The organism is Streptomyces sp. NPDC090994, assembly GCF_044768905.1.
Classification (GTDB): domain Bacteria; phylum Actinomycetota; class Actinomycetes; order Streptomycetales; family Streptomycetaceae; genus Streptomyces.
Genome location: NZ_JBIVWS010000021.1, coordinates 1 through 24,730, shown reverse-complemented (window position 1 = coordinate 24,730; position 24,730 = coordinate 1). Strand labels below are relative to the sequence as shown.

Here is a 24,730-nt window from a genome sequence, read left to right as displayed (position 1 = left end):
GTGTCCTCGACAGACCGGTGGCCCGGGGCGACACTTGTGCGGCTCCCCTGCCCCGCCCAGGCCCTAGAGGAAGGTGTCCGCGTGCCCCGCCGCAGAATCGGCTTCTGGTACCGCTTGGCCGCGGTGATCTGCAAACCGCCGCTGGTGATACTGCTCAAGCGGGACTGGCGGGGAATGGAGAACATTCCGGCCGAAGGTGGATTCATCACCGCCGTGAATCACAATTCCCACATCGATCCCCTCGGATACGCGCACTATCAGTACAACACCGGCCGCCTTCCCCGTTTCCTGGCAAAGAGCGGACTTTTCAAGGAGGGGTTCGTCGGCGCCGCGATGCGCGGCACCGGGCAGATTCCCGTCTACCGGGAGAGCACGGACGCGCTCAGCGCCTTCCGGGCCGCGATCGACGCCGTGGAGCGCGGCGAGTGCGTCGCCTTCTATCCCGAGGGCACCCTCACCCGCGACCCCGACGGCTGGCCCATGACCGGCAAGACCGGCGCCGCGCGCGTCGCCCTGCAGACCAGGTGCCCGGTCATCCCGGTCGCCCAGTGGGGCTGCAACGAACTGCTGCCGCCGTACGCCAAGAAGCCGCGCCTGCTGCCGCGCAAGACCCACCACGTGCTGGCCGGCCCGCCCGTCGACCTCTCCCGGTTCTACGGCCAGGAGATGACCGCGGAGGTGCTGAAGGAGGCCACCGAGGTCATCATGGCCGCCGTCACCCGCCAGCTGGAGGAGATCCGCGGCGAGAAGGCGCCCGAGACGCCCTACGACCCGCGCCGCGAGCGGATCGAACAGCGGCGCCGCACCCAGGCGCAGACGCGGGGGCGCGCCCAGGCACAGACGCACGGCAAACAGGCAGAAGGGCAGGGCACGTGAGCAAGCCCGTCAAGGCGGCCGTCTTCGGCACCGGGTCGTGGGGCACCGCGTTCGCTGTGATCCTCGCCGACGCGGGATGCGAGGTCACCCTGTGGGCGCGGCGCCCGCAGCTCGTCGACGCCGTCAACTCCACCCGGACCAACCCGGACTACCTGCCGGGCGTGGAACTCCCCGAGAACGTCCGGGCCACCACCGACGCCGCCGAGGCCGCGGCCGGCGCCGACTTCACCGTGCTGGCGATCCCCTCCCAGACGGCCCGCGAGAACCTCGCGAAGTGGCGCCCGCTGCTCGCCCCGGACACCGTCCTGGTCTCCCTGATGAAGGGCGTCGAACTCGGCTCCGCGATGCGGATGAGCGAGGTCGTCGAGGACGTCGCCGAGGTGGGCGCCGACCGGGTCGCCGTGGTCACCGGCCCCAACCTGGCCCGGGAGATCGCCGCCCGGATGCCGGCGGCCGCCGTCGTCGCCTGCACCGACGAGGCCGTCGCCCGGCGCCTCCAGGCCGCCTGCCACACCCCGTACTTCCGCCCGTACACCAACACCGACGTCATCGGCTGCGAACTCGGCGGCGCGGTGAAGAACGTCATCGGGCTCGCCGTCGGCATCGCGGACGGCATGGGCCTCGGCGACAACGCCAAGGGCTCGCTCATCACCCGGGGCCTCGCCGAGACCACCCGGCTCGGTGTCGCGCTCGGCGCCGACCCGCTGACCTTCTCCGGGCTCGCGGGCCTGGGCGACCTGGTGGCGACCTGCTCCTCGCCGCTGTCCCGGAACCACACCTTCGGCACCAACCTCGGCAAGGGCATGACCCTGGAGGAGACCATCGCGGTCACCCAGCAGACCGCCGAGGGCGTCAAGTCCTGCGAGTCGGTGCTGGATCTGGCCCGCCGGCACGACATCGACATGCCGATCACCGAGACGGTCTTCGAGATCGTGCACGAGGGCAAGCCCCCGGTGGTCGCCGTCAAGGAGCTGATGTCGCGCAGCGCGAAGCCCGAGCGACGCTGAGCCACCCTCGCCCGTTTGCCCGGGGCGGACGCTGTGACGCGGTCCGGGGGGCGGGTACTCTCGACGCGATATGAGCACCGAGAACCTCCCCCAGAGCCCCGAGCAGCCGTCCCGCAAGCCGCGGGTCGCCGTCGTGTTCGGCGGGCGCAGCTCCGAACACGGGATCTCCGTGGTCACCGCCGGCGCCGTCCTCGCCGCCCTCGACCGGACCAAGTACGAGGTCCTGCCGATCGGCATCACGACGGACGGCCGGTGGGCCCTCACCGCCGACGAGCCCGAACGCATGGCGATCACCGAGCGGCGCACGCCGACGGTGGAGCAGCTCGCCGACCCGGTCGAGGGCGCCGTGGTGCTCTCCGTCGACCCCGCCAACCGCGAGGTCGTCTACAGCGAACCGGGCTCGGTGCCCAAGGCGCTCGGCGAGGTCGACGTCGTCTTCCCCGTCCTGCACGGCCCCTACGGGGAGGACGGCACCCTGCAGGGGCTCCTTGAGCTGTCCGGGGTGCCGTACGTCGGCTCGGGCGTGCTGGCCTCGGCGGTCGGCCAGGACAAGGACTACATGAAGCGGGTGTTCACCTCCTTCGGGCTCAAGGTCGGCCCGTACGTGGTGATCCGCCCGCGCGAGTGGGAGCGGGACGCCTCCGCCGCCCGCGAGAAGATCGTCGACTTCGCCGGCGAGCACGGCTGGCCGCTGTTCGTGAAGCCCGCGCGCGCGGGCTCGTCGATCGGCATCACCAAGGTGGACGGCCTCGACGGGCTCGACGAGGCGATCGCCGAGGCCCGCCGCCACGACCCGAAGATCCTGGTCGAGGCGGCGCTCACCGGCCGCGAGATCGAGTGCGGGGTGCTGGAGTTCGAGGACGGCCCGCGGGCCTCCGTACCCGCCGAGATCCCGCCGCCGAGCGCGCACGCGTACTACGACTTCGAGGCCAAGTACATCGACTCCACGCCCGGTCTGGTGCCCGCGCCGCTCACCGACGAGGAGACGGCTCAGGTCCAGCGGCTCGCGGTCGAGGCGTTCGAGGCGGCGTCCTGCGAAGGGCTGGTCCGCGCGGACTTCTTCCTCACCGACGACGGCGAGTTCGTGATCAACGAGATCAACACGCTGCCCGGCTTCACGCCCATCTCGATGTACCCGCAGATGTGGCAGGCCAGCGGGGTCAGCTACCCGGAGCTGGTGGACCGGCTGGTGCAGGCCGCGCTGAACCGGCCGACGGGGCTGCGCTGAAGCAGCGTGCCGCTACAGGGCCGCTACAGGGCGATCCCTTCGGGGATCGCCTTCTTCACGGCCGGGGCCAGGTCGATCAGCACGCTGGAACTGTCCCGGCCCTCGGGCACGGTGACCTCGATGTACGCCTCCCGGTTGGCGGTGGTGAACCGGTACGACCCGTCGTCCTGCTTCTCCATCAGCCAGTCGACGCCGTTCACCCCGCCGGCCACCGCGTCCGCGTCCCCGCCCTCGGCCACCTTCGGGTCGACCATCTTCGGCGGCCGGGTGACACCACAGCGCAGTATGATCAGCGGGTTTCCCCAGCCCGCCGTGAGCTTGGAGGCGGGCTCGGGATCCTTGCGGCTCTGGCCGTCCACCTTCGACGGCACGGCCTCGTCCAGGTCCTCGCAGAGCGAGACGACCTTCGCGTCCGGGCTGGGCACCGCCGCCGAAGCGCCGCCGTCCGCCGCGGAGCAGCCCGCGACGGCGGTCAGCAGGACGAGCAGGGGCGGACCGAGCAGCCGGTGACGGAAGGAGTTCACCGGCACAGGGTAGACGGGTACTAGAGATGGACGACCGGGCAGGTCAGGGTGCGGGTGATGCCGTCCACTTGCTGGACCTTGGCGACCACCATGCGGCCCAGGTCGTCGACGGTGTCGGCCTGGGCGCGCACGATGACGTCGTAGGGTCCGGTCACGTCCTCGGCCTGGATCACCCCCGGCAGTTCGGCGATCGTCTCGGCGACGGCCGACGCCTTGCCGACCTCGGTCTGGATCAGGATGTACGCCTGTACCACGGAACCTCCAGGGCGGCCACGAGGATCATGTGGGGAAAAGGAACGCCACGGTATCGCGTCGCCCCGCGCCGCGGGGAGACCTGCGGGGCAGGGGTCTCGCGCGCCGGTACACGCGCCGGTACACGCGCTGGGACGCGCGCCGGGACCCCGTGGACGTCACCCGGTACACCACCCTGATACATCACCTTGGTACACCAGCCTTGGTGCACGACCTCGGTGCACCGGCTCTGGTGCACGGTTTCGGTGCACGACCTTGGTGCACGGCCTTGGTGCACGACCTTGGTACACACAGACGACGCGCGACCGGGTACGGACCGGGACGGAAGGGGAGCAGGACCATGAAGGGCACTGTTGGTGAGCTCGGGGAGTTCGGGCTCATCAGGGAGCTCACCTCCCGTCTCACCACCACCCCGGCGGTCCGGATCGGCCCCGGCGACGACGCCGCGGTGGTCGCCGCGCCCGACCGGCGGGTGGTGGCCACCACCGACATACTCGTGGAGGGCCGGCACTTCCGCCGTGACTGGTCCACCGCCTACGACGTCGGCCGCAAGGCCGCGGCCCAGAACCTGGCCGACATCGCGGCGATGGGCGCCGTGCCGACCGCGCTGCTGCTCGGCCTGGTGGTCCCCGCCGAATGCCCCGTCACCTGGCCGACCGAGCTGATGGACGGGCTGCGCGACGAGTGCCAGGTCGCCGGGGCCGCGGTGGTCGGCGGCGACGTGGTGCGCGGCGACACCATCACCGTGTCCATCACCGCCCTCGGCGACCTGCGCGGCCAGGAACCGGTGACCCGGGCCGGCGCCCGCCCCGGCGACCTGGTCGCGGTGACCGGCTGGCTCGGCTGGTCCGCCGCCGGGTTCGCCGTACTCTCGCGGGGCTTCCGTTCCCCGCGCGCCTTCGTCGAGGCGCACCGGCGCCCGGAGCCGCCGTACCACGCCGGGCCGGCCGCCGCCGGGCTCGGCGCGACCGCCATGTGCGACGTCAGCGACGGGCTGATCGCGGACCTGGGCCACATCGCGGCGGCGAGCAAGGTCAGGATCGACATCCGCTCCGGGCAGCTCGACATCCCGTCCCAGATGAACGACATCGGCCAGGCCGTCGGCGTCGACCCGATGCAGTGGGTGCTGACCGGGGGAGAGGACCACGCGATCGTGGCCACCTTCGGTCCGGAGGTGAAGCTGCCCGCCCGCTGGAAGGTCATCGGCGAGGTCCTGCACCCCTCGGCGCTGCCCCAGGTGACCGTCGACGGGGCGCCCTGGGCCAGTGCCGGCGGCTGGGACCACTTCGGAGGGGAGATCGAGGGATGAACGCGGCGCCCCCGAGGGTCCTGACGGTGGCCGGCTCCGACTCCGGCGGCGGCGCCGGCATCCAGGCCGACCTGAAGACGATGCTCGCGCTCGGCACCCACGGCATGAGCGTGATCACGGCGGTGACCGCGCAGAACTCCCTGGGCGTGCAGGGCGCCTGGGAACTGCCCGTCGAGGCGGTCCGGGCCCAGTACCGCAGCGTCGTCGACGACATCGGCGTCCAGGCGGTCAAGACCGGCATGCTCGCCTCGGCGCCGCTGGTCGAGACGGTCGCCGAGCTGATCGCGGCGACGGACGCGCCCGCGGTGATCGACCCGGTGGGCGTCTCCAAGCACGGGGACGCGCTGCTGGCCGCCTCGGCCCTGGACTCCGTACGCACCAAGCTGCTGCCGGTCGCCACCGTCGCCACCCCGAACCTGGACGAGGTGGCGCAGATCACCGGGGTCCGGGTGGAGTCGGAGGACGGGATGCGGCGGGCCGCGGCGGCCCTGCTCGCGTTCGGACCGCGCTGGGCGCTGATCAAGGGCGGTCATCTGCCCGGGGACCCCGTCGACCTGCTCACCGACGGTACGGAGGAGCACTGGCTGCGGGCCCCGCGCCACGACAACCGGCACACCCACGGCACGGGCTGCACCCTCGCCTCCGCGATCGCGTCGCAGCTGGCGCACGGCCGCTCGGTGCCGGAGGCGGTGGCGGCGGCCAAGGAGTACGTCACCGGGGCGATCGCGGCCGGGTTCGCGCTGGGCGGCGGGATCGGTCCGGTGGATCACGGGTGGGCGCTGGGGCGGGGCTGACGGCGTACGGCGTGCACGGCACGTCGGCGCCGGTACCGTCGTTCGGTACCGTCGTTCGGTACCGACGCCGGCGCGGTCAGGCGCGCACGGCAAGAAGCCGGCCCACCCTGAGGTGGACCGGCTTGATGCAGCGAACCGACAGTGGCCGCGCGCTGTTGCTGAGCGTCAGCGCGAGACCTTGCCGGCCTTGATGCACGAGGTGCAAGCGTTCACGCGCTTCGGCGTCCCGCCCACCACGGTACGAACACGCTGGATGTTGGGGTTCCAGCGGCGGGACGTACGGCGGTGCGAGTGCGAGATGTTGTTGCCGAAGCCCGGCCCCTTGCCGCAGACGTCGCAGTTGGCAGCCACGGGTCACTCCAAAGACTTCAGATGCACTTACGGTTGATCCCGGCATGCCGGAATCGAGGTCTCGGGCTCTTGCGAGCGACCGTGATCTGAGTGGCGGTGCCAGGGGGAATGGCCCGATCGGGATCGGGCAACCGGAGCAGCATACAACGACTGCGTCCGTACAACGAAACTACCATGCCTGATCAGGCTCCTGCTCCGGCCCTGGTCCGGCCCTGTTCCGGCGGACGGCGCCCCGGGGTCTACGCTGCGTGCCACGTCCAGGCCCCGGGTCCAGGTGATCCAGCAGTTCAGGGAGGCGCAGGTGGCGCAGGTGCCGCAGAGGTTCTTCGACGCTCTGGCGGTGCGCACCTGGTGCGGTCTGGCGCTGAGCGCGCTGGGGCGGGCGCGCGAGGATATCGACGCGATCAACGTCTACCCGGTCGCCGACGGGGACACCGGCACCAACCTGTACCTGACGGTGGAGTCGGCCGCGGCGGCGGTGGAGGCGGTGTTCTCGGGGCACGAGGCGGGGGACGCCGGGCCCGGCCGGGGGCCCTCGCTGGCGGAGGCCGCGCGGGCGATGGCGCACGGCGCGCTGATCGGCGCGCGGGGCAACTCCGGGACGATCCTGGCGCAGCTGCTGCGCGGCATGGCGCAGGTGCTCGCGGAGCGGGGGGAGGGGACGCGTGCCGAGGAGACGGGGAACGAGGGGACGCGTGCCGAGGAGACGGGGATCGAGGGGGCGCGCACCGAGGCGCCCGAGCTGCGGCGCGCGCTGCGCCGCGCGGCCGACTCCGCTCGGCAGGCCGTCGCCCACCCGGTCGAGGGCACGGTCCTGACCGTCGCCTCGGCCGCCGCCGACGCGGCGGACCGCGCGCGGGGCGGCTGCGACGCCGTGGCCCGCGCGGCCTACGAGGGTGCCCGGACGGCGCTGGCCGCGACCCCGGGGCAACTGCCCGCCCTGGAACGCGCCGGAGTGGTCGACGCGGGCGGGCACGGCCTGGTGACGGTGCTGGCGGCGCTGGTGGAGACGCTCACGGGGGAGATTCCGGCCCAGGCTCCGGGGCCGTACACGCGCGTGGGAGACACGGAAGGGGAGTGCCCTTCGGGCGAGGGCGGCCCCGCCTTCGAGGTGATCTACCTCCTGGAGGCCGAGGACGCGGCCGTCGCGCGGCTGCGGCAGCGGCTGGACGCCCTCGGGGACTCCCTGGTCGTGGTCGGCGGCGACGGACTGTGGAACGTCCACGTGCACGTCGACGACGCGGGCGCCGCCGTGGAGGCGGGCGTCGAGGCGGGCCGGCCGTACCGCATCCGGATCACCCACTTCGGGCAGGGTGACGTCCACACCACCGGAGGCGGGCGCCCGCCCCGGGAGCGGGCCCAGCGGGCCGTGGTGGCGGTGGTGCCCGGCGAGGGGCTGGCCGGGCTCTACACGGAGGCCGGGGCGCGGGCCGTGCTGGCGCGTCCGGGGGAGCCGCCCGCCAGCGGCGAGCTGGCCGAGGCCGTCCGCCGGGCGCACGCGCGCGAGGTGGTCCTGCTGCCGAACGACGCCGAACTGCGGCACACCGCCGCCGCGGCCGCCGACCAGGTCCGGGCGGAGGGCGTCCGGGTCGCCCTCATCCCGACCCGCTCCGCGGTCCAGGGCATCGCCGCGCTCGCCGTGCACGAACCCGGCCGGCGCTTCGACGAGGACGTCGTGGCGATGACCTCGGCGGCCGGCGCGACCCGGTACGCCGAGGTGGCCGTCGCCGAACGCCAGGCGTGGACCACGGCCGGCATCTGCCAGGCCGGGGACGTCCTCGGCCTGGTCGACGGCGACGTGGCGGTGATCGGCTCCGACGTGACCGCCACCGCGACGACCGTGCTCGACCGGATGCTGGCGGCCGGCGGCGAACTGGTCACCCTCGTCCTCGGCGACGACGCCCCCGAGGAGGTGGCCGGTCACCTGGAGACGCGGGTCAGGGAGGCCTACCTCGCGGTGGACACGGTGGTCTACCGGGGCGGGCGGCAGGGATCGCTGCTGCTCATCGGCGTGGAGTAGCGCAGTGTCCGGGCGGGCTGGGCGGGCGTTGTCAGTGCCGTGGTGTGCAATGGATCTCGTGCCCGCACTGCGAGAACCCCTGAAGAAGGTCCTCGGCCCCGCCACCGCGAAGGTGATGGCCGAGCACCTCGGCCTGCACACCGTCGGTGACCTGCTCCACCACTACCCGCGCAGATACGAGGAGCGCGGGCAGCTCACCCACCTCGCCGACCTCCCCATGGACGAACACGTCACGGTGGTCGCCCAGGTCGCCGACGCCCGCCTGCACACGTTCGCCTCGGCCAAGGCCCCGCGCGGCAAGGGGCAGCGCCTCGAAGTGACCATCACCGACGGCAGCGGCCGGCTCACGCTGGTCTTCTTCGGCAACGGCGTCCACAAACCCCACAAGGACCTGCTGCCGGGCACCCGCGCGATGTTCTCCGGCAAGGTCTCCGTCTTCAACCGCAAGCTCCAACTGGCCCATCCGGCCTACGAGTTGCTACGAGGAGACAGCGAGGAGACGGTGGAGAGCTGGGCCGGCGCCCTCATCCCGCTCTACCCCGCCACCGCCAAGCTGGAGTCCTGGAAGCTCGCCAAGGCGATCCAGACGGTGCTGCCCGCCGCCCAGGAGGCCGTCGACCCGCTCCCCGCGTCCCTGCGCGAGGGACGCGGCCTGGTCTCCCTCCCCGAGGCCCTGCTCAAGATCCACCGCCCGCACACCCAGGCCGACATCGCCGACGCCCGCGCCCGCCTGAAGTGGGACGAGGCGTTCGTCCTCCAGGTCGCCCTGGCCCGCCGCCGGCACGCCGAGACCCAGCTCCCCGCCGTCCCCCGCGAACCCAGGCCCGACGGCCTGCTGACCGCCTTCGACGACCGCCTCCCCTTCACCCTCACCGAGGGGCAGCGGAAGGTCTCCGCCGAGATCTTCACCGACCTGGCCACGGACCACCCGATGCACCGGCTGCTCCAAGGGGAGGTCGGCAGCGGCAAGACGATGGTCGCCCTGCGCGCCATGCTCGCCGTGGTCGACGCCGGGGGACAGGCCGCGATGCTCGCGCCCACCGAAGTGCTGGCCCAGCAGCACCACCGGTCGGTCGTGGAGATGATGGGCGAGCTGGCCGAAGGGGGCATGCTCGGCGGCTCCGAGCACGCCACCAAGGTCGTACTGCTCACCGGCTCGATGGGCACCGCCGCCCGCCGCCGGGCCATGCTCGACCTGGCCACCGGCGAGGCCGGCATCGTGATCGGCACCCACGCGCTGATCGAGGACAAGGTCCAGTTCCACGACCTCGGCCTGGTCGTCGTCGACGAACAGCACCGCTTCGGCGTCGAGCAGCGCGACGCCCTGCGCGGCAAGGGCAAGCAGCCGCCCCACCTGCTCGTGATGACCGCCACGCCCATCCCGCGCACGGTCGCCATGACCGTCTTCGGCGACCTGGAGACCTCCGTGCTGGACCAGCTCCCGGCCGGCCGCTCCCCGATCGCCAGCCATGTCGTCCCCGCCGCCGACAAACCGCACTTCCTGGCGCGCGCCTGGGAACGGGTGCGCGAGGAGGTGGAGAACGGCCACCAGGCGTACGTGGTCTGCCCGAGGATCGGTGACGAGGAGGAGACACCCAAGACCGCGAAGAAGGGCGGCCCCCCGCAGGACGACGGGGACAAGCGCCCCCCGCTCGCCGTCCTGGACGTCGCCGGCCAACTCGCCGAGGGCCCGCTGAGCGGCCTCAAGGTCGAGGTCCTGCACGGCCGGATGCAGCCCGACGACAAGGACGCCGTCATGCGCCGCTACGCCGCGGGCGAGACCGACGTCCTGGTCGCCACCACCGTCATCGAGGTCGGCGTCAACGTCCCCAACGCCACCGCGATGGTCATCATGGACGCGGACCGCTTCGGCGTCTCCCAGCTGCACCAGCTGCGCGGCCGGGTGGGCCGCGGCTCGGCCCCCGGTCTGTGCCTGCTGGTCACCGAGATGCCCGAGGCCAGTGCCGCCCGCCAGCGCCTCGACGCCGTCGCCTCCACCCTGGACGGCTTCGAGCTGTCCCGCATCGACCTGGAACAGCGCCGGGAGGGTGACGTCCTCGGCCAGGCCCAGTCCGGGGCCCGTACGTCCCTCAGGGTGCTGGCCGTCATCGAGGACGAGGAGATCATCGCGGAGGCCAGAGCGGAGGCGGCGGCGCTGGTGGCGGCCGACCCGGAGCTGACCAGCCTCCCCGGTCTGCGCACGGCCCTGGACGCCCTCCTGGACGAGGAGAGGGAACAGTACTTGGAGAAGGGCTGAGGGCAGTCGCCCCCAGGGGCGCGAGGCGATGATCGATATGCGGCCACCGCCGCGTCCGCGCGACCAGCCACACTGAAACCGAAAGCCGCTCACCACCAAGGACCACACATGACCCGCGTGATCGCCGGCGAAGCCGGCGGACGCCGCCTGGCCGTCCCGCCGGGGACCGGCACCCGCCCCACCTCCGACCGAGCCCGCGAGGGCCTCTTCTCCACCTGGCAGGCCCTCCTCGGCGGCCCCCTGGACGGCGAGCGGGTCCTCGACCTGTACGCCGGCTCCGGCGCCGTCGGCCTGGAAGCCCTCTCCCGGGGCGCCGGCCACGTCCTCCTCGTGGAGGCCGACGCGAGAGCGGTCCGCACCGTCCGGGAGAACGTGAAGACGCTCCGCCTCCCCGGTGCCGAGGTCAGGGCGGGCAAGGCCCAGCAGATCGTCCAGACCCCGCCGGAGGACCCGTACGACCTGGTCTTCCTGGATCCGCCGTACGCCGTGTCCGACGACGATCTTCGGGAGATCCTGCTCACACTCCGCGCCCAGGGCTGGCTCGCGGACGACGCCCTCGTCACCGTGGAGCGCAGCACCAGGGGCGGGGAGTTCCGGTGGCCGGAGGGGTTCGACGCGATCCGGGCCCGTCGCTACGGCGAGGGAACGTTTTGGTACGGTCGCGCCGCCTCCACGTGCGAAGACGCACGATGACCGGACTCGAGAGCGAGGGATCTCAAGTGCGCCGCGCCGTCTGTCCCGGGTCGTTCGACCCGATCACCAACGGACATCTGGACATCATCGCCCGGGCCTCCCGGCTGTACGACGAGGTCTACGTCGCCGTGATGATCAACCAGTCCAAGAAGGGCCTCTTCGAGATCGAGGAGCGGATCGACCTCATCGGCCGGGTGACCGCCGAGTACGGCAACGTCCGCGTCGAGTCCTTCCACGGCCTCCTCGTCGACTTCTGCAAGGAGCGCGAGATCCCGGCCATCGTCAAGGGCCTGCGCGCGGTCAGCGACTTCGACTACGAACTCCAGATGGCCCAGATGAACAACGGGCTCTCGGGCGTGGAGACCCTTTTCATGCCCACCAACCCCACCTACAGCTTCCTGTCCTCCTCGCTGGTCAAGGAGGTCGCGACCTGGGGCGGCGACGTCTCCCACCTGGTGCCCCCGCTGGTCCACGACGCCCTCGCCGAACGGCTGCGCAAGGACTGACCCCGGGGCGGTGTCCGGCGCCCGCCCCGGAGCCGTACAGTCGTCCCGTCCGTCTCCAACACAGCTGTAGAGAGTGGCGAGCACACGGTGGACGTGCAGAAGAAGCTGGACGAGATCGTCTCGACGGTCTCCGGCGCCCGATCCATGCCCATGTCGGCCTCCTGCGTGGTCAACCGCGCCGACCTGCTCTCCCTGCTGGAAGAGGTGCGGGCCGCGCTGCCCGGCTCCCTCGCGCAGGCCCAGGAGCTGATCGGCGACCGCGAGCAGCTGGTGGAGCAGGCCCGCCAGGAGGCCGAGCGCATCATCGAGAGCGCGCACGCCGAACGCGGCTCGCTGATCTCCGACATGGAGGTGGTCCGCCGCTCCCAGGCCGAGGCCGACCGCATCCTCACCGAGGCCCGCCGCGAGGCCGAGGAGATCCGCGCCGAGGCCGACGACTACGTCGACTCCAAGCTCGCCAACTTCGAGGTCGTCCTCACCAAGACGCTCGGCTCGGTCGGCCGGGGCCGCGAAAAACTCCTCGGCACCGGTCCGGGCGTGGACGAGAACGGCTACGAGGACGAGGACGCCCCCGAGCGCAGCCACGACCCGGAGACCCTGCGCCGCGACGCCGACGCCTACGTCGACGTCAAACTGGGCGCCTTCGAGGCGGTGCTGGCCAAGACCCTGGAGGCGGTCGGCCGCGGCCGGCAGAAGCTGCACGGCCGGATCGCCACCGACGACCTCGGCGCCCTCGCCGACGACACCACCACCCGCCAGCACTCCAGCGACGCCGACTACCTCGCCGACCTGGCCGCCCTCGCCGACAGCGACGCCGCCGCCGAGCAGTCCCGGCAGCAGGAGTACACCGAGCAGCAGCAGCAGCAGCAACAGCAGCAGCCGTTGGCGGCGGCCCAAGCGGCCCCGGCCGACCAGACCGCGTACGGCTACGCCCAGCAGCAGCCCGACCCGTACGGCGGCTACCCGCAGGCCGATCCCTACGCCGGCCAGCAGGACGCGTACGGCTACCAGCAGGCCGATCCCTATGCGTACCAGGGCTACGACGCCCAGCAGCAGGGCTACGACCCCCAGCAGGCCGCCTACGACCCCCAGCAGCCCGCGTACGACGCGCAGCAGCCCGGCTACGCCCAGCCCCAGCAGCCCGCCCAGGCCCTCGACGAGACCAGCCTCTTCGACACCAGCATGATCAGCGCGGAGCAGTTGAGGGCCTACGAGCAGGGCCGGGGACTGTAGCCCTCCGCGGCGCCGTCCACAGCCCCGCCACCGGATTGGGCCGTGAGGGAAAGGTCCAGTATCCTGGCTCTTCGGTCGTGTGTAACCACGCGATCCGCGCTGCCCGCGGCACCACGGGGCGGCGCCCCTCTCAGCACAAAGCTCCAGGACCGAAAGTTGGAATGGCTCTGAACGCCCGCCTCGACCACCGCAACCCCCTCGTGTTCGACACGCACGAGCTGGGACGGCGTCCTGGTGCGCTGCAGCGCCTGACCCGCACGGTCGACGCTCCCCAGGACCTCGGTATCAAGGGAGTCATCGGAGTGCCGGAAGGCGCCCCGGTGGAGCTGGAGCTCCGGCTGGAGTCGGTCATGGAAGGGGTGCTCGTCACAGGCACCGCCCGTGCCGCGGCCGAGGGGGAGTGCGTAAGGTGTCTGGAGCCGGTCGAGCTGGAGCTCGAAGCGGACTTCCAGGAACTCTTCTCGTACCCTGACGCCGACGACCGGGGCCGCGTGATCGCGGAACCGGGCGACGACGCCGAGGACGACGAGGAGAGGTTCTTCCTCGAGGACGGCCTGTTCGACCTCGAACCGTTGCTGCGTGATGCGGTGGTGCTCGCACTGCCGATGCAGCCGGTGTGCCAGGAAGACTGCCCGGGACTGTGCGCCGAATGCGGCGTGCGCCTGGCGGACGACCCGGACCACCACCATGACGCCGTCGACATCCGTTGGGCGGCTTTGCAGGGACTCGCCGGTTCACTCGGAGACGGCGAGAAGGACGACATGAGCGGCGCCGAACCGGGCGTCGACGAGAAGCAGGAGAAGTAGCCGTGGCTGTTCCGAAGCGGAAGATGTCGCGCAGCAACACGCGCCACCGCCGGTCGCAGTGGAAGGCTGCGGTCCCCACCCTGGTTGCGTGCGAGCGCTGCCACGAGCCCAAGCTGCAGCACATCGCGTGCCCGTCGTGCGGCACCTACAACAAGCGCCAGGTCCTCGAGGTCTGAGCGGCTGGTGAGAGGCACTGTGTCCACGCCGAAGAAAAACTCTGCGGAGCACCAGGCCTCGTCCCACACGCTTCTGGAAGGGCGGCTCGGGTACAAGCTCGAGTCCGCCCTTCTGGTGCGCGCGCTGACCCACCGTTCCTACGCGTACGAGAACGGCGGTCTGCCGACGAACGAGCGGCTGGAGTTCCTCGGGGACTCCGTGCTCGGTCTCGTCGTCACCGACACGCTGTACCGCACCCACCCCGACCTGCCCGAAGGCCAGCTGGCCAAGTTGCGGGCCGCGGTGGTCAACTCGCGTGCGCTGGCGGAGGTCGGTCGCGGGCTGGAACTGGGCTCCTTCATCCGGCTCGGCCGCGGTGAAGAGGGCACGGGCGGCCGGGACAAGGCATCCATCCTCGCCGACACCCTCGAAGCGGTGATCGGCGCGGTCTACCTCGACCAGGGCCTGGACGCGGCGGCGGAGCTGGTGCACCGCCTGTTCGACCCCCTGATCGAGAAGTCCTCCAACCTCGGCGCCGGCCTGGACTGGAAGACCAGTCTCCAGGAGCTGACCGCGACCGAAGGGCTCGGCGTCCCCGAGTACCTGGTCACGGAGACCGGCCCCGACCACGAGAAGACCTTCACTGCTGCCGCCCGCGTCGGAGGCGTCTCGTACGGCACCGGCACCGGCCGCAGCAAGAAGGAAGCGGAGCAGCAGGCCGCCGAGTCCGCGTGGCGGTCCATCCGGGCCGCGGCGGACGAGCGTGCCAAGGCGGCCGGGGAAGCCAAGGCCGAGGAAGCCAAGGCCGAGGCGGCCGGGGCCGCCGCGGAGAGCGTCGACGTACCGTCGCCCTCCGCCTGATCCGTTTCGAGAAGACGAGCGTCCCGAGCGCCCGCCCCCGCCCCGGGGCCGGGCGCTCGGTCCGTCACACCGTCCCCGCCCGTCCCGCCCGTTCGCACTGGGGGAGCGCATGCCCGAGTTGCCCGAGGTCGAGGTCGTCCGGCGCGGCCTGGAGCGGTGGGTCGCCCACCGGACCGTGGCCGACGCCGACGTCCTGCACCCCCGTGCCGTACGCCGTCACCTGGCCGGCGCCGACGACTTCGCCCAGCGTCTCAAGGGGCACCGCGTCGGCGTGCCCAGCCGCCGCGGCAAGTACCTGTGGCTGCCGCTGGCGGACAGCGGCCAGGCGGTCCTGGCCCACCTCGGCATGAGCGGCCAGCTGCTGGTCCAGCCGCACGAGGCCCCGGCCGAGAAACACCTGCGCGTCCGGGTCCGCTTCGCCGACGCCCTCGGCACCGAGCTGCGCTTCGTCGACCAGCGCACCTTCGGCGGCCTGTCGCTGCACGACACCTCGCCCGACGGCCTGCCCGACGTCATCGCGCACATCGCCCGGGACCCCCTCGACCCGCTCTTCGACGACGAGGCGTTCCACCGGGCGCTGCGCCGCAAGCGCACCACCATCAAACGGGCCCTGCTCGACCAGTCCCTGATCAGCGGCGTCGGCAACATCTACGCGGACGAGGCGCTGTGGCGCTCCCGGCTGCACTACGACCGCCCGACGGCGACCTTCACCAGGCCCCGCACCCTCGAACTCCTCGGCCACGTACGGGACGTGATGAACGCGGCCCTCGCCGTCGGCGGCACCAGCTTCGACAGCCTGTACGTCAACGTCAACGGGGAGTCCGGCTACTTCGACCGGTCGCTGGACGCGTACGGCCGCGAGGGACTGCCCTGCGGCCGCTGCGCCACGCCGATGCGCCGCCGGCCGTGGATGAACCGGTCCAGCTACTACTGCCCCAAGTGCCAGCGTCCGCCGCGCGTCACGGCCTAGGGAGCCGACCGGCTTCGGGTCAGCCCTGGGCGGCGCGCTCGGCGTCGTAGCGCTCGCGGGCTGCCAGCACCTCGTCCATGCTGCCTTCGAGGCACTCGATGAGGGCGACCAGCCGCCGGGCCGTCTCCCGGCCGAGCGGGGTCAGCTCGTAGTCGACGCGGGGCGGGTTGGTCGGCTGGGCCTCGCGGTGCACCAGGCCGTCGCGCTCCAGTGCGTGCAGCGTCTGGGAGAGCATCTTCTCGCTGACGCCGTCCACCCGGCGCCGCAGTTCGTTGAAGCGGAACGATCCCTCGGACAGGGCCCCGAGCGTGAGCGCGCCCCAGCGCCCGGTGACATGCTCCAGCGTGTCGCGCGAGGGGCAGCTCCGGGAGAACACGTCGTACGGAAGGTCCCGCCCCTCCGTGCGCTCCTGCGTGGTCGGCATATCTCCAGCGTACGGCAGCACAGCGCCGCCCGGCAGGCAGCGCCGACCGGCGGAAAGCCCCCCGGCGCCCCCGTCCGTCAGTAGCCGAAGTCCTGCGTCCACCACGGGCCGCCGGAGCCGAAGTGGACGCCGACGCCCAGTGTCCTGAAGTCGCAGTTCAGGATGTTGGCCCGGTGGCCCTCGCTGTTCATCCAGGCGTCCATCACCGCCGCCGCGTCCGCCTGGCCGCGGGCTATGTTCTCGCCGCCGAGGCTGGTTATCCCGGCCGCCTCGGCCCGGTCCCACGGGGTGGCGCCGCTCGGGTCGGTGTGGTCGAAGAAGCCCTGCGCGGCCATGGCCTCGCTGAAGTCCTCCGCCAGTTCGGTCAGCGCGCTGTTGGCGGCGACCGGGGTGCAGCCGACCTTGGCCCGCTCCTCGTTGACGAGCCTGAGCACCTCGGCCTCGGCGGCGGTCGCCTGGGAGACGGTGACGGACCGGTCGGCCGCGGCCTCCGACTGCTGCGGTTCCGTCGTGGCCGTGCGCGACGGGGTGGACTCCGTCTTCGCCCCCGCCTTCGCGGCCGGTTTCTCCGGCTCGGCGGTGGTCTTCTCGGGCGCGGGCGAGGCGGAGGCGGACGGCGTCTTCGAGGCGGGGGCGGAGGCGCTGGGGGAGGAGGGCGAGGCCGAGCCGCCGGTGCCGGACCCGGCGGACTCTTCGCCGCCGGAGACGCTGCCCGAGGTACCGCCCTGCTCACTGGGCGTGCTGCCCGGCGAGTCCGCGGCCTGCACCTTGTCGCTGCCGCCGGGGCCCTGGCCGATCCGCAGGCCGTCCAGGCCGGGCACCGCTCCGGTGGTCACCGCGACCGCGCCGAGCGCGACGGCGGCCGAGACGCCGAGCAGTCCGGTGCGGACCGGGACGGAGCCCGCCTTCTTCCGGCGGCGCCGGAACCCCGGCCGCCGGCCACCGCCCGCCGGCCCCGCGGGGCCTTCCGGAGTGCCGGGGCCCTCGGGCGGCAGAGCGCCGGAGGAGAAGGCGACCGTGCCGCCGGCCGCGTCGTCCGTGCCGAACAGGTAGGCGTCGCTCCTGGCGCGGGCCTCGGCGTACGCCTCCGGGTTCAGGTAGGGGGCGGTCCCCCTGAGGGGAACGTCCCCCGCGCAAGAGGCCTGCGGGTCGTGGTCCCGTGCTCCGGAACCGCCCGGCTGTGCGGCTCCCTCGGCGCGGCCGGCGGCGGAGCGTCGGTGGCGTCCCATGTACTGGCCTTCCTCGTCCTCGCGGTCGACTCGTCTCTTGATCAACACGAAACCCACACGATCGAGTGAGTTTCGTATGAGATTCATTGGGTCGGGACGGTACCGCATACCCCTGGGGGAGGAAGTGCCCCCAGGGGTATCGGCCCGCTAGGTTGCCTCCATGAGCGAGGATGTACGGCTGGTCGCCTGGGTACGCGGACACGTCCAGGGCGTGGGATTCCGCTGGTTCACCCGGGCGCGGGCACTGGAGCTGGGCGAGCTGAGTGGTTTTGCTCTCAATCTGGGCGACGGACGGGTCCAGGTGGTCGCAGAGGGGCCCAAGGACCGCTGCGAGGGGCTCCTCGACTGGCTGCGCGGCGACGACACGCCCGGCCGCGTGGACGGCGTCACCGAGATCTGGGACACACCCCGCGGCGGCTACGACGGCTTCGCCATCCGCTGACCCCGGACTCCGGGCGGAGCCGCGGAGGGCCGCCGGACTCCGCCCTCCGGGAGAGGTCCGGAACAGAAACGAGCAGGTGGTTGCCGACAACCGCTTGCCATAACGCGCTCCGCGCGGCAGGATCGGCGCCACGCCCCGACGGGCCCGCAGGAGTCGCAGCGCCGCCGTTCCCCTGGCCGCGCGCCCCGGGCCGTGCGCCAATACGGGGCGTGATCGTGTTGACCGTCAAACTTTTTGGTGAGACGCTGAAAGCCCCGCGCACCTTAGCTGTTTGGCATGGTTGAACGGCAGCGAAAACTCCAAAGTGCCAAGCACCGCGGGTGCGAATCCCTCACGACCCACACCGCATCGGTCGGTCACTCATTGTGGAGGACCATCCATCATGGCAAAGGCGCTTCTCGGTTACGTCGGCGGCTCCGACCCGCGACTCCTCGCCGAGATGCGACGGCTCCAGCAGCGCGTGCAGGATCTGGAATCCGAGCTCGTACGGATCCAGGCCGAGAAGGACGCGCTGGCGGCTGCCGCTTCTCACGACAGGATCATGGAGAGCGTTGACGCACACCAGGCGGAGCCTGCGCTGACCTGATCACTGCAACGCTCCACGCACAGCACCAGCAGTGGTCGGGCTGCCCGTACAGCCGCTCGGTTGCTCAGAATTGCAAGGGACGCTTCGGCGTCCCTTCTTTTTTGCCTCCCCCGCAGGGCCCCTCGCTTCTTTAACGTCTGATGTGCCCTGCGCGTTCAACGGTGAAACCGCAGGGGTCCGAGCGTTCATGGAGTGAGACTCCGCCGGAAGGTAGAGTCCGGCGGCGTGCACCTGAAGGCCCTGACCCTGCGCGGGTTCAAGTCGTTCGCCTCGGCGACCACGCTCCGGTTCGAGCCGGGCATCACCTGCGTCGTCGGACCGAACGGCTCGGGCAAGTCCAACGTCGTGGACGCGCTCAGCTGGGTCATGGGCGAGCAGGGCGCCAAGTCGCTGCGCGGCGGCAAGATGGAGGACGTCATCTTCGCCGGCACCACCGGCCGCCCGCCGCTGGGCCGCGCCGAGGTGTCGCTGACCATCGACAACTCCGACGGGGCGCTGCCCATCGAGTACGCCGAGGTCACCATCACGCGGATCATGTTCCGCAACGGCGGCAGCGAGTACCAGATCAACGGCGAGACCTGCCGGCTGCTCGACATCCAGGAACTGCTCTCCGACTCCGGCATCGGCCGCGAGATGCACGTCATCGTCGGCCAGGGCCAGCTCGACTCCGTCCTGCACGCCGACCCCATGGGCCGCCGCGCCTTCATCGAGGAGGCGGCCGGCGTCCTCAAGCACCGCAAGCGCAAGGAGAAGGCGCTGCGGAAGCTGGAGGCGATGAAGGCCAACCTCGCCCGGGTCCAGGACCTCACCGACGAGCTGCGCCGCCAGCTCAAGCCCCTGGGCCGGCAGGCGGCGGTCGCGCGGCGGGCCGCCGTCATCCAGGCCGACCTGCGCGACGCCCGCCTGCGGCTCCTCGCCGACGACCTCGTACGGCTGCGGGAGGCACTGGCGGCCGAGATCGCCGACGAGGCCGTCCTCAAGGAGCGCAAGGAGGCCGCCGAGCGGGACCTGGGCCGGGCACTGCGCCGCGAGGCGCTCCTGGAGGACGAGGTGCGCGGGCTCACCCCGCGGCTCCAGCGCGCCCAGCAGACCTGGTACGAGCTGTCCCAGCTGGCCGAACGGGTGCGCGGCACGATCTCGCTGGCCGAGGCACGGGTGAAGAGCGCCACCTCCGCGCCCGAGGAGGAACGGCGCGGCCGGGACCCGGAGGACCTGGAGCGCGAGGCCGCCCGGGTCCGCGAGCAGGAGGCCGAACTGGAGGCCGCCCTGGAAGCGGCCCAGCGCGCCCTGGAGGACACGGTCGCCCACCGCGCCGAACTGGAACGCGAACTGGCCGAGGAGGAACGCCGCCTCAAGGACGTCGCCCGCGCCATCGCCGACCGCCGCGAGGGCCTCGCCCGGCTCAGCGGCCAGGTCGGCGCCGCCCGCTCCCGCGCCGCCGCCGCGCAGTCGGAGATAGAGCGCCTGACCGCCGCCCGCGACGAGTCCCGGGAACGCGCCGTCGCCGCCCAGGAGGAGTACGAGGCGCTGAAGGCCGAGGTCGACGGCCTCGACGCCGGCGACCACGAACTCGCCGAGCGGCACGAGGCCGCCAAGCGGCGGCTCGCCGAGGCCGAGACCGCCCTCACCGCCGCCCGCGAGGCAGCCACCGCGGCCGAACGCTCCCGGGCCGCGACCCAGGCCCGGCACGACGCCCTCGCCCTCGGCCTGCGCCGCAAGGACGGCACGGGCGCGCTGCTCGGCGCGCGGGACCGGCTGACCGGGCTGCTCGGCCCGGCCGCCGAACTGCTCACCGTCACGCCGGGCCACGAGGTCCCGCTCGCCGCGGCGTTCGGCGCCGCCGCCGACGCCCTCGCCGTGACCTCCCCGTCCGCCGCCGCCGACGCCCTGCGCCTGCTGCGCAAGCAGGACGCCGGGCGGGCCGCGCTGCTGATCGGCGGCGCCGCCGGCGACGTACCGGAGGAACCCCGCGGGGACGGGCCGCCGTACGCCGCCGACCTGGTGCGCGGGCCCGACGGGCTGATGCCGGCCGTACGGCGGCTGCTGCGCGGGATCGTCGTCGTGGAGACCCTGGAGGACGCCGAGGAACTGGTGTACGCGCGGCCGGAGCTGACCGCCGTGACCGCGGAGGGCGACCTGCTCGGCGCGCACCTCGCGCAGGGCGGCTCGGCGGGGGCGCCCAGCCTGATCGAAGTACAGGCGTCCGTCGACGAGGCCGCCGCCGAGCTGGCGGAGCTGGCCGTACGGTGCGAGGAGCTGGCGGCGGCGCAGGAGGCCGCCGGGGAGCGGCGCCGGGAGTGCGCCGCGCTGGTGGAGGAGCTGGGGGAGCGGCGCCGGGCCGCCGACCGGGAGAAGTCGGCCGTCGCCCAGCAGCTCGGGCGGCTCGCCGGACAGGCCCGCGGCGCGTCCGGCGAGGCCGAGCGGGCCGCCGCCGCGGCCGGCCGGGCACAGGAGGCGCTGGACAAGGCGCTCATGGACGTCGAGGAACTGGCCGAGCGGCTCGCCGTGGCCGAGGAGCTGCCGGCCGAGGAGGAACCGGACACCTCCCGCCGCGACCGGCTCGCCGCCGACGGGGCCAACGCCCGGCAGACCGAGATGGAGGCCCGCCTCCAGGCCCGTACGCACGAGGAACGGGTCAAGGGGCTGGCCGGACGGGCCGACTCGCTGGACCGCGCCGCCCGCGCGGAACGCGAGGCACGCGCGCGTGCCGAGCAGCGGCGGGCCCGGCTGCGCCACGAGGCGTCGGTCGCGGGGGCCGTCGCCTCGGGCGCCCGCCAGTTGCTGGCGCACGTCGAGGTCTCCCTCACCCGCGCCGACGCGGAGCGCACCGCCGCCGAGGCCGCCAAGGCCCAGCGGGAACAGGAGCTGGCCGCGGCCCGCACCCAGGGACGTGACCTCAAGGCCGAGCTGGACAAGCTCACGGATTCAGTTCACCGGGGCGAGGTACTCGGCGCCGAGAAACGGCTGCGGATCGAGCAGCTGGAGACCAAGGCGCTGGAGGAACTCGGTGTGGAACCGACGGCACTGGTGGACGAGTACGGCCCGCACCAGCCGGTGCCGCCCTCGCCCCCCGCCCAGGGCGAGGAGCTCCCCGACGATCCGGACCACCCGCGCAACCGGCCCCGGCCGTACCGGCGGGACGAGCAGGAGAAGCGGCTGAAGGCCGCCGAGCGCGCCTACCAGCAGCTCGGCAAGGTCAATCCGCTGGCGCTGGAGGAGTTCGCGGCGCTGGAGGAGCGGCACCAGTTCCTCAGCGAGCAGCTGGAGGACCTGAAGAAGACCCGCGCCGATCTGCTCCAGGTGGTCAAGGAGGTCGACGAGCGCGTCGAGCAGGTCTTCAGCGAGGCGTTCCGGGACACCGCCCGTGAGTTCGAGGGCGTGTTCGGCCGGCTGTTCCCCGGCGGGGAGGGGCGGCTGGTGCTGACCGACCCCGGCAACATGCTCACCACGGGCGTGGACGTCGAGGCCCGGCCGCCGGGCAAGAAGGTCAAGCGGCTGTCGCTGCTGTCCGGCGGGGAGCGGTCGCTGACGGCCGTGGCGCTGCTGGTGTCGATCTTCAAGGCGCGGCCGAGTCCGTTCTACGTGATGGACGAGGTCGAGGCGGCGCTGGACGACACCAACCTGCAACGGCTGATCCGGATCATGCAGGAGCTGCAGGAGGCGTCGCAGCTGATCGTGATCACGCACCAGAAGCGGACGATGGAGGTCGCGGACGCGCTGTACGGCGTGTCCATGCAGGGCGACGGGGTGTCCAAGGTCATCAGCCAGCGACTGCGTTGACGGCGGTCCGTCACCTGAGCCTGTCATCGGCCGTGCCATCGGCCCTGTCATCGGCCCATCCACAAGCCCATCTTCAAGACTTGAACGCAAATGGATCATTGATCCTGTGCGTGCTTCTCACTTCCTCCACGCAGAACGTCTCCTAGCTCACACCTTTCACCCTATTGACTTCGAAACTTGAAGGCATAGTCTCTGCAACGTTGCTTTTACCTTCAGGAACCTTCAGGCGGTCCTCGAAGGGAGATCCACCCCGGCAGCGTTGCCGGTGGCCCGAGGAGTACACGTGACCAGCACTGCTGAGGCACCCAAGTCAGGAGCCAGAACGGCTCACCCCGATCATCTCGGGCACGTCATCTTCATCGCGGCGGCGGCCGCGATGGGCGGTTTCCTCTTCGGCTACGACAGTTCCGTGATCAACGGTGCCGTCGAGGCCATCCGGCACCGCTACGACGTCGGATCCGCGCTGCTGGCCCAGGTCATCGCGATCGCGCTGATCGGCTGCGCCATCGGCGCCGCCACCGCCGGCCGGATCGCCGACCGGATCGGCCGTATCCGCTGCATGCAGATCGCCGCGATCCTGTTCACCGTCAGCGCCATCGGCTCGGCCCTGCCCTTCGCGCTGTGGGACCTGGCCATGTGGCGGGTCATCGGCGGCTTCGCCATCGGCATGGCCTCGGTGATCGGCCCCGCCTACATCGCCGAGGTCTCCCCGCCCGCCTACCGCGGCCGGCTCGGCTCCTTCCAGCAGGCCGCGATCGTCGTCGGCATCGCAGTGTCGCAGCTGGTCAACTGGGGTCTGCTGAACGCCGCCGGCGGCGACCAGCGCGGTGAGCTGATGGGCCTGGAGGCCTGGCAGGTCATGCTGGGCGTCATGGTGATCCCGGCCGTCCTGTACGGCCTGCTGTCCTTCGCCATCCCCGAGTCCCCGCGCTTCCTGATCTCGGTGGGCAAGCACGACAAGGCCCGCCAGATCCTCGAAGAGGTCGAGGGCAAGAACGTCGACCTCGACGCCCGCGTCGCCGAGATCGAGACGGGCATGCACCGCGAGGAGAAGGCCAGCTTCAAGGAACTCCTCGGTGGCAGCTTCTTCTTCAAGCCGATCGTCTGGATCGGCATCGGCCTCTCCGTCTTCCAGCAGTTCGTCGGCATCAACGTCGCGTTCTACTACTCCTCGACGCTGTGGCAGTCGGTCGGCGTCGACCCCACCGACTCCTTCTTCTACTCGTTCACGACGTCGATCATCAACATCGTCGGCACCGTGATCGCGATGATCTTCGTGGACCGCGTCGGCCGCAAGCCGCTCGCCATCATCGGCTCCGTCGGCATGGTCATCGGCCTGGCGCTGGAGGCCTGGGCGTTCTCCGCCCACCTCGTCGACGGCAAGCTCCCCGCCACCCAGGGCTGGGTCGCCCTGATCGCCGCCCACGTGTTCGTGCTCTTCTTCGCCCTGTCGTGGGGCGTGGTCGTGTGGGTCTTCCTCGGCGAGATGTTCCCGAACCGGCTCCGTGCCGCCGCCCTCGGCGTCGCCGCCGCCGCGCAGTGGATCGCCAACTGGGCCATCACCGCGAGCTTCCCGTCGCTGGCCGAGTGGAACCTCTCCGGCACATACGTGATCTACACGATCTTCGCTGCGCTCTCCATCCCGTTCGTCCTGAAGTTCGTCAGGGAGACGAAGGGCAAGGCGCTGGAGGAGATGGGCTGAGCCTCGCTCCGAGGCCCCTCGACTCGAGGAGCCGGGCCAAGTCCCCGCTGCCCCGCTCCTCGACACCCCAGAAGACGTACTGCCCGGTCCGGCACATGGACCGGGCAGTACGTCTTTGTCCGGTCCGCGGGGAGGGCGGCAGCCGCGGTTCTGCCGTGAGGGGGGGGCGCCGCGAGCGGGGGCGGTGGCCCGTCCGTCCGCCGCGCGGAGGGCGGTACGAGCGGACGGCTCGGGCAACGCCTCAGGACGCTGCCGCGCGGACTCGACCCGCTGTGGTTCGACGCGGGGCAGATCCGGCGCGTGCCCCTGCCGGGGGCGGCCGGTCCAGCCCACGGCTCTGCCTGCCAGGTGGTCGGCCGGTCCGCTCTATGGCTGTGGCTCTGCCTGCCAGGTGGTCGGCCGGTCCGCCCTACGGCTGCGGCTCCGCCCACCAGGCGGGTGGCCGCCCCACCCCACGGCCGCGGCTCCGCCGACCAGGCCCGTCCCACCCGCACGGCCCGACGGCTCCAAGGCCGCGTGCCCACCGCCGTCACGGCTCCCCGAATCCGCAGGGCCCGTGGTCCGGGCGCGGCCGAGGAACGCCAGCCGTCGGCCGCGCCCGGACGCGGACCGGCCCGGCGTGCCGCGCTTGGGGGCGCACGCCGGGCCGGCCGGACCGAGCGTCAGAGCGGCAGCGGCTGCGGCTCCCCGCCCCGCTCCGCCGGGACCGCCACCGCCGGCTTGG

Annotated in this window: 23 protein-coding genes; 18 read left to right on the top strand and 5 right to left on the bottom strand. The window is 72.3% G+C overall.

From position 1 onward, the window contains the following. The first annotated feature begins 81 nt into the window (after positions 1 to 81). The 3 genes from ACIQR3_RS30690 to ACIQR3_RS30680 all read left to right on the top strand — a co-directional run bounded on the left by ACIQR3_RS30690 (position 82) and on the right by ACIQR3_RS30680 (position 3,111). Complete coding sequence (locus ACIQR3_RS30690) at positions 82 to 876, top strand: lysophospholipid acyltransferase family protein (protein ID WP_403543904.1); 795 nt, start codon at positions 82 to 84, stop codon at positions 874 to 876. Beyond that, positions 873 to 1,883 (top strand): NAD(P)H-dependent glycerol-3-phosphate dehydrogenase, encoded by a 1,011-nt coding sequence (locus ACIQR3_RS30685; protein WP_403543903.1) that lies wholly within the window; start codon positions 873 to 875, stop codon positions 1,881 to 1,883. The genes ACIQR3_RS30690 and ACIQR3_RS30685 overlap by 4 nt, the downstream gene beginning before the upstream one ends. A gap of 70 nt (positions 1,884 to 1,953) precedes the next feature. Further along, positions 1,954 to 3,111 (top strand): D-alanine--D-alanine ligase family protein, encoded by a 1,158-nt coding sequence (locus ACIQR3_RS30680; protein WP_403543902.1) that lies wholly within the window; start codon positions 1,954 to 1,956, stop codon positions 3,109 to 3,111. Positions 3,112 to 3,134: 23 nt separating this feature from the next. On the opposite strand, the gene ACIQR3_RS30675 is transcribed toward ACIQR3_RS30680, so the two are convergent. Together ACIQR3_RS30675 and ACIQR3_RS30670 are read right to left on the bottom strand one after the other, a co-directional pair. Further along, complete coding sequence (locus tag ACIQR3_RS30675; RefSeq protein ID WP_403543901.1) at positions 3,135 to 3,635, bottom strand: DUF3515 domain-containing protein; 501 nt, start codon at positions 3,633 to 3,635, stop codon at positions 3,135 to 3,137. A gap of 20 nt (positions 3,636 to 3,655) precedes the next feature. Next, on the bottom strand, positions 3,656 to 3,889 hold the full coding sequence (locus tag ACIQR3_RS30670; protein ID WP_403543900.1) for an Lrp/AsnC family transcriptional regulator: 234 nt from the start codon (positions 3,887 to 3,889) through the stop codon (positions 3,656 to 3,658). A 338-nt stretch (positions 3,890 to 4,227) separates the two neighbouring features. Between ACIQR3_RS30670 and ACIQR3_RS30665 the strand changes: the two genes are divergently transcribed. Further along, positions 4,228 to 5,196, top strand: a complete 969-nt coding sequence (locus tag ACIQR3_RS30665; protein WP_403543899.1) for a thiamine-phosphate kinase — start codon at positions 4,228 to 4,230, stop codon at positions 5,194 to 5,196. Beyond that, complete coding sequence (thiD, locus tag ACIQR3_RS30660) at positions 5,193 to 5,990, top strand: bifunctional hydroxymethylpyrimidine kinase/phosphomethylpyrimidine kinase (protein WP_403543898.1); 798 nt, start codon at positions 5,193 to 5,195, stop codon at positions 5,988 to 5,990. The genes ACIQR3_RS30665 and thiD overlap by 4 nt, the downstream gene beginning before the upstream one ends. Positions 5,991 to 6,155: 165 nt before the next feature. Here the strand turns inward: thiD and rpmB are convergent, their stop codons facing one another. After that, positions 6,156 to 6,341 carry a 50S ribosomal protein L28 gene (gene rpmB / locus ACIQR3_RS30655; protein WP_003993230.1) on the bottom strand — a complete coding sequence of 62 codons (186 nt, stop codon included), beginning with the start codon at positions 6,339 to 6,341 and terminating at the stop codon, positions 6,156 to 6,158. 301 nt (positions 6,342 to 6,642) lie between these two features. Between rpmB and ACIQR3_RS30650 the strand changes: the two genes are divergently transcribed. The 9 genes from ACIQR3_RS30650 to mutM all read left to right on the top strand — a co-directional run bounded on the left by ACIQR3_RS30650 (position 6,643) and on the right by mutM (position 15,843). Then, positions 6,643 to 8,361: a DAK2 domain-containing protein gene (locus ACIQR3_RS30650; protein ID WP_403543897.1), complete on the top strand. Its 1,719-nt coding sequence runs from the start codon at positions 6,643 to 6,645 to the stop codon at positions 8,359 to 8,361. 49 nt (positions 8,362 to 8,410) lie between these two features. Continuing rightward, the gene (gene recG, locus ACIQR3_RS30645; RefSeq protein WP_403543896.1) at positions 8,411 to 10,618 is read left to right on the top strand and encodes an ATP-dependent DNA helicase RecG; all 2,208 of its coding nucleotides are present in this window, start codon (positions 8,411 to 8,413) and stop codon (positions 10,616 to 10,618) included. 72 nt (positions 10,619 to 10,690) lie between these two features. Beyond that, complete coding sequence (gene rsmD / locus ACIQR3_RS30640) at positions 10,691 to 11,311, top strand: 16S rRNA (guanine(966)-N(2))-methyltransferase RsmD (RefSeq protein WP_403543969.1); 621 nt, start codon at positions 10,691 to 10,693, stop codon at positions 11,309 to 11,311. Positions 11,312 to 11,337: 26 nt separating this feature from the next. Further along, complete coding sequence (gene coaD / locus ACIQR3_RS30635; protein ID WP_403543968.1) at positions 11,338 to 11,817, top strand: pantetheine-phosphate adenylyltransferase; 480 nt, start codon at positions 11,338 to 11,340, stop codon at positions 11,815 to 11,817. A gap of 87 nt (positions 11,818 to 11,904) precedes the next feature. Continuing rightward, entirely contained in the window at positions 11,905 to 13,050 is a 1,146-nt protein-coding gene (locus ACIQR3_RS30630) for a cell division initiation protein (protein ID WP_403543895.1), read from the top strand. Positions 13,051 to 13,211: 161 nt separating this feature from the next. After that, the gene (locus ACIQR3_RS30625) at positions 13,212 to 13,856 is read left to right on the top strand and encodes a DUF177 domain-containing protein (RefSeq protein ID WP_215164555.1); all 645 of its coding nucleotides are present in this window, start codon (positions 13,212 to 13,214) and stop codon (positions 13,854 to 13,856) included. Positions 13,857 to 13,858: 2 nt separating this feature from the next. Continuing rightward, the gene (gene rpmF, locus ACIQR3_RS30620) at positions 13,859 to 14,032 is read left to right on the top strand and encodes a 50S ribosomal protein L32 (protein WP_007493396.1); all 174 of its coding nucleotides are present in this window, start codon (positions 13,859 to 13,861) and stop codon (positions 14,030 to 14,032) included. Positions 14,033 to 14,051: 19 nt separating this feature from the next. After that, positions 14,052 to 14,873, top strand: coding sequence for a ribonuclease III (rnc, locus tag ACIQR3_RS30615; protein WP_403543894.1), 822 nt, complete (start codon positions 14,052 to 14,054; stop codon positions 14,871 to 14,873). Between the two features lie 109 nt (positions 14,874 to 14,982). Beyond that, positions 14,983 to 15,843: a bifunctional DNA-formamidopyrimidine glycosylase/DNA-(apurinic or apyrimidinic site) lyase gene (mutM, locus tag ACIQR3_RS30610; protein ID WP_403543893.1), complete on the top strand. Its 861-nt coding sequence runs from the start codon at positions 14,983 to 14,985 to the stop codon at positions 15,841 to 15,843. A 19-nt stretch (positions 15,844 to 15,862) separates the two neighbouring features. Here the strand turns inward: mutM and ACIQR3_RS30605 are convergent, their stop codons facing one another. Both ACIQR3_RS30605 and ACIQR3_RS30600 read right to left on the bottom strand, forming a co-directional pair. After that, complete coding sequence (locus ACIQR3_RS30605) at positions 15,863 to 16,267, bottom strand: winged helix-turn-helix transcriptional regulator (RefSeq protein WP_403543892.1); 405 nt, start codon at positions 16,265 to 16,267, stop codon at positions 15,863 to 15,865. A gap of 77 nt (positions 16,268 to 16,344) precedes the next feature. Continuing rightward, entirely contained in the window at positions 16,345 to 17,496 is a 1,152-nt protein-coding gene (locus tag ACIQR3_RS30600; protein WP_403543891.1) for a CAP domain-containing protein, read from the bottom strand. Positions 17,497 to 17,656: 160 nt separating this feature from the next. Here ACIQR3_RS30600 and ACIQR3_RS30595 point away from each other — a divergent pair, with 160 nt between their 5' ends. From ACIQR3_RS30595 to ACIQR3_RS30580, 4 genes are all read left to right on the top strand, one after another. Continuing rightward, the gene (locus ACIQR3_RS30595; protein ID WP_403543890.1) at positions 17,657 to 17,938 is read left to right on the top strand and encodes an acylphosphatase; all 282 of its coding nucleotides are present in this window, start codon (positions 17,657 to 17,659) and stop codon (positions 17,936 to 17,938) included. Between the two features lie 382 nt (positions 17,939 to 18,320). Next, positions 18,321 to 18,524: a hypothetical protein gene (locus ACIQR3_RS30590; RefSeq protein WP_030824772.1), complete on the top strand. Its 204-nt coding sequence runs from the start codon at positions 18,321 to 18,323 to the stop codon at positions 18,522 to 18,524. 225 nt (positions 18,525 to 18,749) lie between these two features. Then, positions 18,750 to 22,304, top strand: coding sequence for a chromosome segregation protein SMC (gene smc, locus ACIQR3_RS30585; RefSeq protein WP_403543889.1), 3,555 nt, complete (start codon positions 18,750 to 18,752; stop codon positions 22,302 to 22,304). 283 nt (positions 22,305 to 22,587) lie between these two features. Then, positions 22,588 to 24,006 (top strand): sugar porter family MFS transporter, encoded by a 1,419-nt coding sequence (locus ACIQR3_RS30580; RefSeq protein WP_403543888.1) that lies wholly within the window; start codon positions 22,588 to 22,590, stop codon positions 24,004 to 24,006. Positions 24,007 to 24,730 lie beyond the last annotated feature (724 nt).

Coding starts and splice junctions, on each gene's coding strand:
- ACIQR3_RS30680 (WP_403543902.1), top strand. CDS start 1,954: ATGAGCACCGAGAACCTCCCCCAGAGCCCCGAGCAGCCGTCCCGCAAG.
- ACIQR3_RS30665 (WP_403543899.1), top strand. CDS start 4,228: ATGAAGGGCACTGTTGGTGAGCTCGGGGAGTTCGGGCTCATCAGGGAG.
- thiD (WP_403543898.1), top strand. CDS start 5,193: ATGAACGCGGCGCCCCCGAGGGTCCTGACGGTGGCCGGCTCCGACTCC.
- recG (WP_403543896.1), top strand. CDS start 8,411: ATGGATCTCGTGCCCGCACTGCGAGAACCCCTGAAGAAGGTCCTCGGC.
- ACIQR3_RS30625 (WP_215164555.1), top strand. CDS start 13,212: ATGGCTCTGAACGCCCGCCTCGACCACCGCAACCCCCTCGTGTTCGAC.
- mutM (WP_403543893.1), top strand. CDS start 14,983: ATGCCCGAGTTGCCCGAGGTCGAGGTCGTCCGGCGCGGCCTGGAGCGG.
- ACIQR3_RS30605 (WP_403543892.1), bottom strand. CDS start 16,267: ATGCCGACCACGCAGGAGCGCACGGAGGGGCGGGACCTTCCGTACGAC.
- ACIQR3_RS30600 (WP_403543891.1), bottom strand. CDS start 17,496: ATGGGACGCCACCGACGCTCCGCCGCCGGCCGCGCCGAGGGAGCCGCA.
- ACIQR3_RS30595 (WP_403543890.1), top strand. CDS start 17,657: ATGAGCGAGGATGTACGGCTGGTCGCCTGGGTACGCGGACACGTCCAG.
- ACIQR3_RS30590 (WP_030824772.1), top strand. CDS start 18,321: ATGGCAAAGGCGCTTCTCGGTTACGTCGGCGGCTCCGACCCGCGACTC.